20 protein-coding genes are annotated in these 12,800 nt (G+C 31.0%); all 20 read left to right on the top strand.

Annotation, left to right across the window (positions count from 1 at the left end):
• Window positions 1–11: 11 nt before the first annotated feature.
• Window positions 12–197 (top strand): type Z 30S ribosomal protein S14, encoded by a 186-nt coding sequence (locus tag XO12_RS02735; protein WP_047265673.1) that lies wholly within the window; start codon window positions 12–14, stop codon window positions 195–197.
• A 13-nt stretch (window positions 198–210) separates the two neighbouring features.
• Window positions 211–615, top strand: coding sequence for a 30S ribosomal protein S8 (gene rpsH / locus XO12_RS02730; protein WP_047265672.1), 405 nt, complete (start codon window positions 211–213; stop codon window positions 613–615).
• A 14-nt stretch (window positions 616–629) separates the two neighbouring features.
• Window positions 630–1,184 (top strand): 50S ribosomal protein L6, encoded by a 555-nt coding sequence (gene rplF, locus XO12_RS02725; RefSeq protein ID WP_175419650.1) that lies wholly within the window; start codon window positions 630–632, stop codon window positions 1,182–1,184.
• 14 nt (window positions 1,185–1,198) lie between these two features.
• Complete coding sequence (gene rplR / locus XO12_RS02720; protein WP_047265670.1) at window positions 1,199–1,561, top strand: 50S ribosomal protein L18; 363 nt, start codon at window positions 1,199–1,201, stop codon at window positions 1,559–1,561.
• Between the two features lie 17 nt (window positions 1,562–1,578).
• Window positions 1,579–2,112, top strand: a complete 534-nt coding sequence (rpsE, locus tag XO12_RS02715; protein ID WP_156166138.1) for a 30S ribosomal protein S5 — start codon at window positions 1,579–1,581, stop codon at window positions 2,110–2,112.
• 3 nt (window positions 2,113–2,115) lie between these two features.
• On the top strand, window positions 2,116–2,301 hold the full coding sequence (gene rpmD / locus XO12_RS02710; protein ID WP_175419649.1) for a 50S ribosomal protein L30: 186 nt from the start codon (window positions 2,116–2,118) through the stop codon (window positions 2,299–2,301).
• Between the two features lie 13 nt (window positions 2,302–2,314).
• The gene (rplO, locus tag XO12_RS02705; RefSeq protein ID WP_047265668.1) at window positions 2,315–2,770 is read left to right on the top strand and encodes a 50S ribosomal protein L15; all 456 of its coding nucleotides are present in this window, start codon (window positions 2,315–2,317) and stop codon (window positions 2,768–2,770) included.
• Window positions 2,770–4,047: a preprotein translocase subunit SecY gene (gene secY / locus XO12_RS02700; RefSeq protein ID WP_047265667.1), complete on the top strand. Its 1,278-nt coding sequence runs from the start codon at window positions 2,770–2,772 to the stop codon at window positions 4,045–4,047. Before rplO ends, secY begins: the two co-directional genes overlap by 1 nt.
• 2 nt (window positions 4,048–4,049) lie before the next feature.
• Window positions 4,050–4,709 carry an adenylate kinase gene (locus XO12_RS02695; protein WP_047265666.1) on the top strand — a complete coding sequence of 220 codons (660 nt, stop codon included), beginning with the start codon at window positions 4,050–4,052 and terminating at the stop codon, window positions 4,707–4,709.
• Window positions 4,706–5,458 carry a type I methionyl aminopeptidase gene (gene map / locus XO12_RS02690; RefSeq protein ID WP_047265665.1) on the top strand — a complete coding sequence of 251 codons (753 nt, stop codon included), beginning with the start codon at window positions 4,706–4,708 and terminating at the stop codon, window positions 5,456–5,458. The genes XO12_RS02695 and map overlap by 4 nt, the downstream gene beginning before the upstream one ends.
• A gap of 17 nt (window positions 5,459–5,475) precedes the next feature.
• Complete coding sequence (infA, locus tag XO12_RS02685) at window positions 5,476–5,727, top strand: translation initiation factor IF-1 (protein ID WP_084822634.1); 252 nt, start codon at window positions 5,476–5,478, stop codon at window positions 5,725–5,727.
• A 4-nt stretch (window positions 5,728–5,731) separates the two neighbouring features.
• On the top strand, window positions 5,732–5,848 hold the full coding sequence (gene rpmJ, locus XO12_RS02680) for a 50S ribosomal protein L36 (RefSeq protein ID WP_047265664.1): 117 nt from the start codon (window positions 5,732–5,734) through the stop codon (window positions 5,846–5,848).
• A 22-nt stretch (window positions 5,849–5,870) separates the two neighbouring features.
• Complete coding sequence (gene rpsM / locus XO12_RS02675; protein WP_175419648.1) at window positions 5,871–6,239, top strand: 30S ribosomal protein S13; 369 nt, start codon at window positions 5,871–5,873, stop codon at window positions 6,237–6,239.
• A 15-nt stretch (window positions 6,240–6,254) separates the two neighbouring features.
• Window positions 6,255–6,638 (top strand): 30S ribosomal protein S11, encoded by a 384-nt coding sequence (gene rpsK / locus XO12_RS02670; protein ID WP_047265662.1) that lies wholly within the window; start codon window positions 6,255–6,257, stop codon window positions 6,636–6,638.
• Window positions 6,639–6,659: 21 nt separating this feature from the next.
• Window positions 6,660–7,289, top strand: a complete 630-nt coding sequence (rpsD, locus tag XO12_RS02665; RefSeq protein WP_047265661.1) for a 30S ribosomal protein S4 — start codon at window positions 6,660–6,662, stop codon at window positions 7,287–7,289.
• Window positions 7,290–7,387: 98 nt separating this feature from the next.
• Entirely contained in the window at window positions 7,388–8,437 is a 1,050-nt protein-coding gene (locus tag XO12_RS02660; RefSeq protein WP_047265660.1) for a DNA-directed RNA polymerase subunit alpha, read from the top strand.
• Window positions 8,438–8,442: 5 nt separating this feature from the next.
• Window positions 8,443–8,853 (top strand): 50S ribosomal protein L17, encoded by a 411-nt coding sequence (gene rplQ, locus XO12_RS02655; protein WP_175419647.1) that lies wholly within the window; start codon window positions 8,443–8,445, stop codon window positions 8,851–8,853.
• A 363-nt stretch (window positions 8,854–9,216) separates the two neighbouring features.
• Complete coding sequence (gene rho / locus XO12_RS02650) at window positions 9,217–10,473, top strand: transcription termination factor Rho (RefSeq protein WP_047265789.1); 1,257 nt, start codon at window positions 9,217–9,219, stop codon at window positions 10,471–10,473.
• Between the two features lie 43 nt (window positions 10,474–10,516).
• Window positions 10,517–11,260: an alpha/beta fold hydrolase gene (locus tag XO12_RS02645; protein WP_175419646.1), complete on the top strand. Its 744-nt coding sequence runs from the start codon at window positions 10,517–10,519 to the stop codon at window positions 11,258–11,260.
• A 24-nt stretch (window positions 11,261–11,284) separates the two neighbouring features.
• Window positions 11,285–12,800 (top strand): methyl-accepting chemotaxis protein (locus XO12_RS02640; protein WP_175419645.1); only part of this gene is annotated, 1,516 nt, incomplete at its 3' end.

Here is a 12,800-nt window from a genome sequence, read left to right as displayed (position 1 = left end):
GGAGGTAAATAATGGCAAAAAAATCAATGGTTGCAAGATGGAAAAAACCAAAGAAATATAAAACAAGAGAATATTCCAGATGTATAATATGTGGAAGACCAAGAGCTGTATATAGAGAATTTGGATTATGTAGAGTATGTTTTAGAAGATTAGCCCTGGAAGGAAAATTACCAGGCGTTAAAAAGGCAAGTTGGTAAGGAGGGAATCTTAATGTGGAGTGATCCCGTAGCAGATATGCTTACAAGAATAAGAAATGCGAATCTTGTTATGAAAGAAAGTGTAGAAATTCCAGCATCAAATTTAAAAAGAAATATAGCGGAAATATTAAAAAGAGAAGGATATATATTAGATTATAAATTTATAGAAGATGGGAAACAGGGAATATTAAAAATACAGTTAAAATATAAAGGTGACAGAAAAAATAAACAAAAAGTAATTCATAGTATTATAAGGGTTTCAAAACCAGGTAGAAGAGTTTACGTATCAAAAGATAAAATACCTGTAGTAAAAGGTGGAATGGGTATCTCAATAATTTCAACATCAAAAGGTGTTCTTACCGACAAAGAAGCAAGAGAACTTGGAGTCGGTGGAGAATTAATTTGTTACGTTTGGTAGGAGGTGCTGAATAAATGTCACGTATATCAAAAAATCCAATAGATATACCAAATGGAGTAGAAGTGACAATTAACGATAATATAATAAAAGTTAAAGGTCCAAAAGGCGAATTAACTCAAGAATATTTGCCATATGTTAAATTTGTAATTGAAGATAATAAAATAAAAGTTGAAGGCAATGAGGAATCAATGAAAAGAAAAAGTGATGCAAAAAGAATTAATATGTTTCAAGGAACATATGCATCATTGGTAAAAAATATGATTAAAGGTGTAACTGAAGGATTTAAAAAAGAATTAGAAATAATTGGTATAGGTTATAGAGCTGCGATGCAGGGTTCTAAATTGGTTTTGCAATTGGGATATTCTCATCCAATTGAATACCTTCCACCTGAAGGAATAACAATAGAAGTACCAGCACCAAACAAAGTTATCGTAAAAGGTATTAATAAATACTTAGTTGGTGAAGTAGCAGCAAAAATTAAGAGATTCAGAAAACCAAATGTATATTCAGGAAAAGGTATAAAATACGTTGGTGAGGTAATTATCAGAAAACAAGGTAAGAAAGTTTAAGGGAGGCTGACCAGATGATTAAACCCATTCAAAAGAAAAAGTTAAGAAGAAAAAGACATTTAAGGGTTAGAAGAAAAGTTTTTGGAACTCCTGAAAGACCAAGAATGGCAGTTTTCAAAAGCAATAAACATTTATATGTTCAAATTATAGATGATACAAAAGGACATACATTAGCAGCTGCTTCTACGGTAGATAAAGGACTAAACTTAGAAAAAACATGGAATATTGAAGCTGCTAAAGAAGTTGGAAAATTGATTGCTAAGAGAGCTTTAGAAAAAGGAATATCCAAAGTATCATTTGATAGAGGCGGCTTCAAATATCATGGGAAAATAAAAGCATTAGCTGATGCTGCACGTGAAGCAGGTCTTGACTTTTAAGGAGGTGTAAACAGAAAATGGCCTTAGATAAGAATTTAATGGCTTCAGCAGCTGCTGAAGAATTTGAAGAAAGAATAATAGAAATTAGAAGGGTTACAAAGGTTACAACAGGAGGAAAAAATATATCTTTTAGAGTTGTTGCTGTTGTAGGAAATAGAAATGGAAAAGTTGGAGTTGGAAGTGGAAATGCAAGAGAAGTTCCTCAAGCAATAAGGAAAGCAATTCAAAATGCAAAGAAAAATATGATAGAGGTTCCTGTAAAAAATGGTACTATACCTCATGAAGTATTAGGAAAACAGGATGCTTCAAAGGTATTATTAAAGCCTGCAGGACCAGGTACAGGTATTATTGCCTCAGCAGCGGTTCGTGCTGTTGTAGAATTAGCAGGGGTACATAATATTCTTTCGAAAGCATTGGGTTCAACAACTGCTATAAATTTATCGAAAGCAACATTGAATGGATTAAAAGAATTAAAATCTCCAAAAGAATATGCAGAACTTAGAGACTTGAGTGTTAAAAAGGTATTTCAAGGTGCCCATAAGGAGGGATAAGAAATGGCTAAATTAAAAATAAAACTTGTAAGAGGAAGAGCGGGAAAAAATTATAGACAACTCGCCACCTTAGATGCCTTGGGGTTAAGAAAAACTAATCAAGAAGTAATAAAAGAAGATAGACCAGAAATAAGAGGTATGATAACAAAGGTACAACATCTTATAAAAGTTGAAGAAATTGAAGAATGAGGGGGTAGCAAATATGTCTCTTAAAATATCAGACTTAAAACCCGCCGAAGGATCAAGAAAAGTAGCTAAAAGAACAGGAAGAGGTTGGAGTTCTGGGTTAGGAAAAACAGGTGGAAAAGGACATAAAGGTCAAAAATCCAGAGGTAAAGGAAAGGTTAGACCAAGTTTTGAAGGTGGTCAAACACCTTTATTTAGAAGAATTCCAAAATATGGATTTACAAATGCACCATTTAAAAAGGACTATGCAGAAATAAATATTTCTGTATTAGAAAGTAAATTCGAAGCAAACGAAGAAATAACTCCAGAAAAACTTTTAGAAAAAAGAATACTTAAAAAAATAAAAGATGGTGTAAAAGTATTAGGAAATGGTGAATTGACAAAACCATTAAAAGTAAAAGCTCATGCTTTTAGTAAAAAAGCACAGGAAAAAATAGAATCAGCCGGCGGAAGTGTCGAGGTGATTCAGTAATGAAAGAAGCATTTAAAAATATGTGGAAGATCCCGGAACTCCGGGATCGTATTATATTTACATTATTAGCTTTAATAGCTTTTAGAATAGGGATATATATACCTATTCCTGGTATAGATTTAGTAAGATGGGAAGGTTTTATAGCAGGATTAGGAGGAGCTTCACAAGGATTAATTAGTTTTTTTGATGTATTTACAGGAGGGTCTTTAAAACAGTTTTCAATTTTTGTTTTAAGTGTAACACCTTATATTAACGCATCAATTATTTTACAATTATTAGCATCAGTAATTCCAAGTTTGAAAGAAATGTTAAAAGAAGGGGAAGAGGGTAGAAAAAAATTTGGAAGATTGACGAGACAGGTTACATTAGGTCTTGCATTGCTTCAAGGATTTTTCTTGTCATTAGGAGTAGCTGGATATAGAGCTCCTAATTTGAATTATTTATTATTCATATTGATATCAACAACATCAATAGTTGCAGGAACCATGTTCTTATTATGGTTAGGTGAAATGATAACAGAAAAAGGTATAGGTAATGGAATATCAGTATTGATTTTTGCAGGTATAGTATCAAGATTTCCACAATATGTAGCAAGTGGTTTAGTTGGAAGATTAAGTGTTTTTGAATGGATAATATTAATTATAGTTGCAATTGCAGTAGTTGTGGGAACAGTTTATTTACAAACATCAGAAAGAAGAATCAATGTTCAATATGCAAAAAGAGTTGTTGGAAATAAAATATATGGAGGAGCTTCTACATACATTCCAATAAAAGTGAATGGTGGCGGGGTATTACCAATAATTTTTGCATCAGCTATTATGACATTACCCTCAATGCTTGCAACCGCAACAGGAGCTCAATGGGTAAATAGATGGTTTGGTTATGGAACACCAATTTATTTAATAATATATGCATTACTTATATTCTTCTTTGCATATTTTTATAATTCAGTTGTTATTGATCCAAACGATATATCAGAAAATATAAAGAAATACGGAGGCTTTATACCAGGTATAAGACCTGGAAAACCAACATCTGATTATATAACCAAAACAATGATGAGAGTAACATTTATTGGGGCAATATTCCTTGTAGTAATTTCTTTATTGCCTTATATTATTAGAAGTGCATCTGGTGTTAATATATGGATAGGTGGAACTTCAGCTCTTATTGCAGTAGGTGTTTCATTAGATATAATGCAACAGATTGAAGCTCATATGATAACAAGACAATATGAAGGTTTTATGAAAAAAGGTAAACTCCGTGGGAGGAGATAATAATGAAAAAGCTTAACTTGTTGTTTTTTGGACCTCCTGGAGCAGGAAAAGGAACTATAGCTAAAGAAGTTTCGAAAAAATATAATATACCTCATATTTCTACTGGTGATATGTTAAGAGAAGCTGTTGCTTCAGGAAGTGAATTAGGGAAAAAAGTAAAATCAATATTAGATAGTGGACAACTTGTATCAGACGAAATAATGTTGGAAGTAATAAAAAACAGATTAAATCAAAGTGATGTTGAAAAAGGCTTTATATTAGACGGATTTCCAAGGACAATTCCTCAGGCTGAATCTTTAGAAAAAATATTAGATGAAATGGGAAATCCTATAACTGGAATAATATACCTTGAAGTTGATGAGGAAACAGTTGTAAAAAGAATAACCTCACGAAGAATATGTCCAAAATGTGGAAAAATATATAATGTAATAACATTAAAACCAAAAATAGAAAATAAATGTGATATATGTGGTGAAGAATTGATTCAAAGAGATGATGATAAAGAAGAAGTAGTGAGGGATAGATACAAAGTATATATGGAAAAAACATACCCTGTAATAGAATTTTATAGGAACTATAACCAATTCTTTACATTAGACGGTAGTGGAACGGTTGAAATAGTTACAAAAGAAGTGTTTAATATATTGGAAGGGATAATATGATTTTAGTTAAGACGCAATCCGAAGTTGATAAAATGAAGCGAGCTGGAAGACAGCTCGCTCTACTCTTTGAGAAAATAAAGGATTTAGTAGTAGAAGGTTCGAATGCATATGAAGTAGAAAAATTTGTTAATAGCCATATGAAAGAAAAAGGTTTTATTCCTACCTTTAAAGGTTATGGTGGATTTCCGTACGCTACGTGTATATCGGTAAACGAAGAAATTGTGCATGGATTTCCACTAAAGGGAAAAATATTCAAAAATGGAGATATAGTATCAATAGATATAGGGTTAACATTAGACGGGTATATAGCGGACGCCGCAAGGACGTTCATTATAGGTGAAGTTTCTGAAGAAATAAAAAAATTAGTCGAAGTAACGGAAAAATCATTCTGGATAGGTATAGAGCAGGCTATTCCAGGAAACAAAATAGGCGATATCAGCAATGCTATTCAAACATATGTTGAGTCATTTGGATTTTCAATAATTAAAGATTATGTTGGGCATGGAGTTGGAAGAAAATTACATGAAGATCCGCAAATTCCAAATTATGGGCCAAAAGGAAAAGGTCCTCTAATTAGAGAAAGAATGACTTTTGCAATAGAACCAATGGTATCTATTGGAACCAATAAAGTAAAGGTATTAGAAGATGGTTGGACTGCTATTACAGCAGATAGATCGTATGCAGCTCACTATGAAAATACTCTGGTTATCACTAAAAATGGTCCAGAGATATTAACTATATTAGATTAGCCCGAGAGGTGATTATCGTGGCAAAAAAAGATGATGTTATTGTAATGGAAGGTCATATTGTTGAATCGTTGCCAAATGCTACATTTAGAGTAGAGTTGGATAATGGGCATATGATTTTAGCTCATATTTCCGGTAAAATGAGAAAAAATTTTATAAGATTAGTACCAGGAGATAGAGTGATAGTTGAAGTATCTATCTATGATTTAAATAGAGGAAGAATAATAAGAAGAGAGAGAATTAAGAGAAATCCAAGTAGTGAGGAGGAATGAGCAAATGAAAGTAAGAGCCTCAGTAAAGAAAAGATGTGAACATTGTAGGGTTATAAGAAGAAAAGGCAGAGTATGGGTAGTTTGTTCCAAAAATCCTAAGCATAACCAAAGACAGGGATAAATTTTAAAGGAGGGAAATTTGAATGCCACGTATTTTGGGTGTTGAAGTACCAAACAACAAGAAGTTGTTCATTGCTCTTACATATATATATGGAATAGGCAAACATAGAGCAATGGAAATATTAGAATCAACAGGAGTAGACCCTGACAAAAGAGCAAAAGAATTAACAGATGATGAAATTAGTAAAATAACACATTATATTAACGAACATTACCTCGTTGAAGGAGAATTAAGACAGGAAATTCAAAAAAGTATAGCGAGATTAATTGAAATCGGTTCATACAGAGGTTACAGACATAAAAACGGATTACCTGTTAGGGGACAAAAAACACATTCAAACGCAAGAACAAGAAAGGGTCCAAGACCTTCAAAAATCGGCAAGAAAAAGTAATAAGGAGGTTTATTTATGGCTAGGAGAACAACTCAAAAGAAAAAGAAAATATCTCTTGAAAAAGCAGTTGTACATATCCAATCAACTTTTAACAATACAATAATAACATTAACAGATCCAGCAGGAAATACATTATATTGGGCAAGTGGAGGAACAGCTGGTTTTTCAGGAACAAAAAAAGGAACTCCATATGCTTCACAGTTAGCAGCAGACAAGGTTGCAAAAGAAGCTTTGAAATATGGAGTAAAGAGATTAGATGTATATGTAAAAGGACCAGGTGCTGGAAGAGAATCAGCAATAAGAACAATGCAGGCTGCAGGGTTGGTAATTGAAAATATTAAAGATAAAACTCCAATACCTCATAATGGTTGTAGACCAAAGAAAAGAAAAGGAATGTAAGGCCTAAGAGGAGGGAATGTAATGGCAAGATATATAGGATCTCTTTGTAAACTTTGTAGAAGAGAAGGATTTAAATTATATTTAAAAGGTGAAAGATGTTATACAGATAAATGTGCTCTTGCAAGAAGACCATATGCACCAGGGCAACACGGAAAACAAACAAAAAAACCAACACAATATGGATTACAATTAAGATCAAAACAGGCATTAAAAAGAATTTATGGTGTATTAGAAAGACAATTTAGAAGATACTTTGAGGAAGCTTCAAGAAAAGAAGGAAATACAGGAGAAAACTTAATGAGAATTCTTGAAACAAGATTAGACAATGTTGTATATCAAATGGGGTATGCAGTAAACAGAAGAACAGCAAGACAATTAGTAAGACATGGGCATTTCCTTGTGAACGGTAAAAAAGTGGATATTCCATCATATAGAGTAAAACCAGGAGATGTTATTGAAGTGAAAGAAAAGAGCAGATCAATATTACCTATTAAACAGGGAATCGAATTAACTCAAAAAGCAAACAAAAAATTAGATTGGATAGAAGTAGATTATAATGCATTCAAAGGTACATTTTTAAGATTGCCAACATTAGATGAGATGGAAGTACCAGTAGACTTGCAGGCTATCATCGAGCTTTATTCAAAATAATAATTACATTGATTATCCAGATAATTATCGCAAAAACGCGCCTAACAAAAAGAAAGGGGGTGCACTCCAATTTAGAAAAGCTAAATTGGGGGTAATGAATGGAATTTATCAAACCGGAAAAAATGATATTAGAAACTTTAGAAGAATCAGAAGAATTAGAATACAAATATGGCAGGTTTGTCTTGTCGCCTTTAGAAAGAGGATATGCAGTTACAATAGGTAACGCATTGAGAAGAGTATTGTTATCCTCAATTCCTGGATTGGCAATTACCAGTATCAGAATTCCAGGAAAATTACATGAATTTGATGTAATAGAAGGCGTTCAAGAGGATATTTTGGAAATCACAGTTAATTTAAAGAAAGTGGAACTAAAAGTAACAGATTTTGATAATATAACTAACTTAAAAGAACCAATAATTTTAAGAATAGACAAAATGGGTCCAGCCGAAATAAAAGCTGGAGATATAATAACCCCTGCTGGAATTGAAATAGCAAATCCGGAATTTAAGATTGCAACCATGAATGCAAATAAAAAGTTTGAAATGGAATTATATGCAACTATTGGGAAAGGATTTGTTTCAACGGCAGAAATGGATTTATCAAAAGATATAGAATATATATATATAGATGGAGTTTACAGTCCTGTTATTAGAGTAAATTATTTAACAGAGAATGTTCGTGTTGGTAAAAGAACTGACTATGACAAATTAATTCTGGAAGTATGGACAAAAAAATCAGTAGATCCTAAAGATGCATTGGTAAAAGCAACCAAAATACTAATTGAACATTTTAATATTATATATTCTTCATGGAAAGAAATTACGGAAGAAACTGAAGAAGAACAACCTATTGTTGAAATAGGTGAAAGTATCGTGGATGAATCTGCAACTCAAGAAGCAGAAGATGAATTTAAAACTATAAATATTGAAATATTAGAAACAAAAATTGATGAATTAGATTTAAGCAAAAGGGCAAAAAATTGTTTAAAAAGAGAAAAAATACATACAGTTAGAGATATTCTAAAAAAGGATCCTGATGAATTAATGAAAATCAAAAATTTTGGGAAGAAATCCTTAGATGAGATCCGAAAGGAATTAAAAGAAAAATTCCAATTGGATTATGATGAGATCCAGAAGGGAGGAGCCTGATTACTATGAGACATAGAGTAAAAACAAATAAATTAAGCAGATATGCTTCACATAGGAAGGCATTATTAAAAAATTTAGCAAGAGAAGTGTTTGAACATGGAAGCATAATAACAACAACAGCAAAAGCTAAAGCAGTAAGACCATTAGTTGAAAAAATCTTGACAAAGGCTAAAGAAGCAAAAACAACAGACAATAAAGATAGAAGTGTTGCTTTAAGAAGACAGATAAATAGATATTTTAATGACAGAAAGTTTACAAATAAAGTAGTAGATGAAATCGCACCAGTATTTGAAAATAGAAACAGTGGATATACAAGAATATTAAAAATAGGTTTTAGAAGAGGAGATGCTGCAGAATTATCCTTATTACAATTAGTCGAAAATATTGAGAAAAAGGAAAACGAAGAAGAAAAATAATAAAATGCCCCATTGGGGCATTTTATTATTTAGATTGTAAATAAAACTATTTTTATACACAGAAAAAATCAAACCTTAATACATATAATTTTTTTTAGAAATAGGTTGTTGATAGTTTTTTATATAATAAAAAATGTGGTATAATATACAATAAAAAGCATCCACAAAAATAATTCTTCATAAACTCCTAACATTCTGCTAATATCAATTATGCTTATTAATGATAACACATATGAAGTGAAATTACAAAAAATAATCAATGAATATAATAGATTCAATTACAAATAAATTCAATGAGGTGAAAGCGTGAATGAAAATAATAAAGATATAAAAAAAGATGAAATAATTCCTGTAGAAATAGATATGGGAAAATTAAATCAAATGTCCAGAAGACAATTATATAATCTTGCACGAAAATATGGAATAGAAAATTATTCTGTACTGACTGATCATGAGTTGAAGTTTAAAATACTCAGCAAACAAACCGAATCATTTGGATATTTTTTTCATGAAGGAGTTCTTGAAATATTACCAGATGGATATGGTTTTTTAAGAAATACTCATAATTCATTATTAAACGGAAATGATGATGTATATGTATCTCAGTCTCAAATTAGGCGGTTTAATCTTTCAACTGGAGATGTAGTAGCTGGTCAAGTGAGACCACCAAAGGAAGGAGAGAAGTTCTTTGCTTTATTGAGAGTAGAAGCGGTCAACTCTCAGGCACCTGAGCATGCAAGAGATAGAATTTCTTTTGAAAATCTTACACCAGTCTATCCAAATGAAAGGCTTCAACTGGAGTATGAATCTTCCCCGGTTAGTTCAAGAATTATAGACATATTTTCACCTATTGGTAAAGGGCAAAGAGGGCTTATAGTTGCACCACCAAAAGCTGGTAAAACAACATTATTAAAAGACATGGCAAATTCTATAGCAAAAAATAATCCAGAGACCAAAAGAATAGTATTATTAATAGATGAAAGACCTGAAGAGGTTACAGATATAAGAGAAACAGTTGATGCGGAAGTAATAGCAGCTCCTTTTGATATGGACCCAAAAAATCAGATAAAAGTTGCTGAAATGACTTTAAATATGGCAAAAAGATTGGTTGAATTTGGTCATGATGTTATTATATTAATGGATTCATTGACAAGGCTTGCAAGAGCATATAATCTTTATGTTCCGCCAAGTGGTAAATTATTAAGTGGAGGTGTAGATCCTTCCGCATTAACATTTCCCAAAAAATTTTTTGGTGCTGCAAGGCGAATTAGAGAGGGAGGAAGTTTAACTATATTGGCGACAGCGCTTGTTGAAACGGGTTCAAAGATGGATGAAGTAATATTTGAAGAATTTAAAGGAACGGGAAATATGGAATTGGTATTATCAAGAGAACTGGCTACAAAAAGAATATTCCCATCAATTGATATAAAACTTTCTGGAACAAGAAAAGAAGAATTATTATTTACAAAAGAAGAACTCAGATATTCATGGATTTTAAGAAATTGGTTACATGATTTGTCAAAAGAAGAAGCATTAATGGAAATTTTCAGATTAATGAGAAAATATGACAATAATAAAAAATTATTTAAAGAAATAGAAAAACAAAAATTTATGAATTAAAAAATATAAATTAAGACAAAATAAAAAAAATTAAGGTGATAAAATGTTTTTGAAAAGATATAAAAATACTGAAAATCCGAAAAAGACATTTGTAATCATTCACGGGTTAGGTGAGCATTCTGGAAGATATAAATTTTTAATAGATATACTTCTTGATATGGACTATCAGGTGATTACTTTTGATCTTCCAGGGCATGGAGTAAGTGAAGGGTCAAAAGGTTACATAAAAAGTTTTTATAAAATATACAAATTTATAGAAGAAATAACACCAGAAAATTTTATATTATTTGGGCATAGTATGGGTGGACTAATCGCATTAAGATATACAGAATATTCTAATAAAAAACCGGAAAAACTGATATTATCTTCTCCAGCAGTTGGGAAACTATATACATCATTTCATAAAATTTTATTATCAACAATAGGATGGATGGGAAAAATATCAATAAATAATGGTATAGACCCAAAAGATTTATGTCATGATGAAAAGGCAATTAAAGAGTATTTAGACGATCCACTTGTTCATAATAAGATAGCCTTTAAAACAGCAAAGCAACTTTTTTCAGAAGCCGAAAAAGCTTTAGAAGAAGCGGAAAATGTTGATATACCTGTATTATTGCAATATGGAGAATCCGATAAAATAATTAAAGTTGATAATTGTAATGAATTAGCAAAAAAATTCAAAACATTGGTCATACAAAAACATAAATATGCCAAGCATGAGATTTTTAATGAACCACGATATAAAGATAAATATATTTCTAATATTTTAGAGTTTATAAATTAGTTGTTATTTCAGGGAGGGGAAAATATGAAAATAAATTCTAAAATTCTCATTCTGGTTTTTTCTTTGCTTTTCATATCCTTTTCGATATTTTTTTATATAAGTCTTACAAATTCGCAAAATTCGCTTCAACAAAGTTTTGCTGATAAACTCATAGTTGCCAGAGATTCTAAAAAAGCGTTTTTAGAAAAGACATTATCTGAAGTAAAAAGCGATTTAGTTTATTTCACAGAAATGCCGGTTATAATAGAAAATTTGAATGGTTTTTATGGTGAAGAGGATTTCTCAAAAAGTTTAGGTGGATTTGATAAATATTTAAAAGACCTACAAATAGTATACTATGAAAAAAACCCATATAAAAATAGGGAAAAATTAGATAATTTTTTCTATGATGATAATTTTGATCAAAACAAAATTTCACCAGATATATTGGATGAAATATATCAATATAATGCCATACATGAGCAAATAAACCCATTATTGAGAAAATTAATAAATATAAAAGCAATATATTATGATATTTATTATATAACTCCAGATGGTTATATATTGTATTCTGTGAAGAAAAATGAAGATTTTGGAACAAATATAGAAAATGGTAAATATAAAGATACTGTTTTAGGAAAGTTATATAATATTCTAAAACAATCTAATGATGATAATGTGCATTTTTCGGATATAGAATCATATAATATTGGTGAAGAAGAACATGGCTTTTTTGCCGGAAAAAGAGTATTATATGATGGTGAAAATGTAGGGTATTTAATAGTCAGAATTTTAGATGAAACATTTGAAAATATATTTCTTGACAAAAGTGGCATGGGAGAAACAGGAAAAACATACATAGTAAGTGAAGATAAAATAATGAGAAACAATTTACCAGGAGAAGAAACGATATTAAAACAAAAAGTAGAAACAGATTATGTAGAAAAGGCATTATCAGGGGAAACAGGATGGGAAATAGGGGAAAATTACAAAGGTGAAAAAGTAATAGTGGCATATGCGCCATTTAAATACAAAGAGATAAAATGGGCATTTATATCAGAAGTATCGACAAAAGAAGCATTTTCAGCATCAGAAAAGATAAAAATAGTGTTGATAATAACCTCAATAATAATATTAATAATATCGATAATAATATCAATAATATTTGCCAAAAAAATATCAAAACCATTAATGGAATTAAGCAAAAAAGTAGACAGATTTGCAACAGGAGACTTTACAGTAGAATTCAAATCAAAAGGGAAAGACGAAACAGCGATAATAGCGAAGTCATTGCAAAACATGTCAAATAACCTGAAAGAAACAGTAAAATGGTTATTAGAAGCGGGAAATAAAATAGAAGAATCATCGGAGATATTAGGAGAAGTAGCGGAAAGGACAATGCTGGCAAACGAAGAAGCACTGGAAAAAGCGAGAGCAATAGAAGAAAATGCAGAAAATGCAGCAGCGACAACAGAAGAACTAACCTCAGGAGTAAATGAAGTATCAATAGCAGCGCAAAACGTATCAAGTAATGCAGTAGAAATATCGCAGGAAGTAA

Source organism: Marinitoga sp. 1154 (assembly GCF_013363285.1).
GTDB lineage: Bacteria > Thermotogota > Thermotogae > Petrotogales > Petrotogaceae > Marinitoga.
The sequence above is the reverse complement of the archived record's forward strand: the minus strand, read 5'-3'. Positions and strand labels throughout refer to the sequence as shown.

Excerpts from the sequence above, each read along its gene's own strand:
- rplQ (WP_175419647.1), top strand. The coding sequence starts at position 8,443 with ATGAGACATAGAGTAAAAACAAATAAATTAAGCAGATATGCTTCACAT.
- map (WP_047265665.1), top strand. The coding sequence starts at position 4,706 with ATGATTTTAGTTAAGACGCAATCCGAAGTTGATAAAATGAAGCGAGCT.
- XO12_RS02660 (WP_047265660.1), top strand. The coding sequence starts at position 7,388 with ATGGAATTTATCAAACCGGAAAAAATGATATTAGAAACTTTAGAAGAA.
- rpsK (WP_047265662.1), top strand. The coding sequence starts at position 6,255 with ATGGCTAGGAGAACAACTCAAAAGAAAAAGAAAATATCTCTTGAAAAA.
- rpsD (WP_047265661.1), top strand. The coding sequence starts at position 6,660 with ATGGCAAGATATATAGGATCTCTTTGTAAACTTTGTAGAAGAGAAGGA.
- XO12_RS02735 (WP_047265673.1), top strand. The coding sequence starts at position 12 with ATGGCAAAAAAATCAATGGTTGCAAGATGGAAAAAACCAAAGAAATAT.
- XO12_RS02695 (WP_047265666.1), top strand. The coding sequence starts at position 4,050 with ATGAAAAAGCTTAACTTGTTGTTTTTTGGACCTCCTGGAGCAGGAAAA.
- rpmJ (WP_047265664.1), top strand. The coding sequence starts at position 5,732 with ATGAAAGTAAGAGCCTCAGTAAAGAAAAGATGTGAACATTGTAGGGTT.
- rpsM (WP_175419648.1), top strand. The coding sequence starts at position 5,871 with ATGCCACGTATTTTGGGTGTTGAAGTACCAAACAACAAGAAGTTGTTC.
- rplR (WP_047265670.1), top strand. The coding sequence starts at position 1,199 with ATGATTAAACCCATTCAAAAGAAAAAGTTAAGAAGAAAAAGACATTTA.
- secY (WP_047265667.1), top strand. The coding sequence starts at position 2,770 with ATGAAAGAAGCATTTAAAAATATGTGGAAGATCCCGGAACTCCGGGAT.
- rplO (WP_047265668.1), top strand. The coding sequence starts at position 2,315 with ATGTCTCTTAAAATATCAGACTTAAAACCCGCCGAAGGATCAAGAAAA.
- rpsH (WP_047265672.1), top strand. The coding sequence starts at position 211 with ATGTGGAGTGATCCCGTAGCAGATATGCTTACAAGAATAAGAAATGCG.
- rho (WP_047265789.1), top strand. The coding sequence starts at position 9,217 with ATGGGAAAATTAAATCAAATGTCCAGAAGACAATTATATAATCTTGCA.
- XO12_RS02645 (WP_175419646.1), top strand. The coding sequence starts at position 10,517 with ATGTTTTTGAAAAGATATAAAAATACTGAAAATCCGAAAAAGACATTT.
- rplF (WP_175419650.1), top strand. The coding sequence starts at position 630 with ATGTCACGTATATCAAAAAATCCAATAGATATACCAAATGGAGTAGAA.
- rpmD (WP_175419649.1), top strand. The coding sequence starts at position 2,116 with ATGGCTAAATTAAAAATAAAACTTGTAAGAGGAAGAGCGGGAAAAAAT.
- rpsE (WP_156166138.1), top strand. The coding sequence starts at position 1,579 with ATGGCCTTAGATAAGAATTTAATGGCTTCAGCAGCTGCTGAAGAATTT.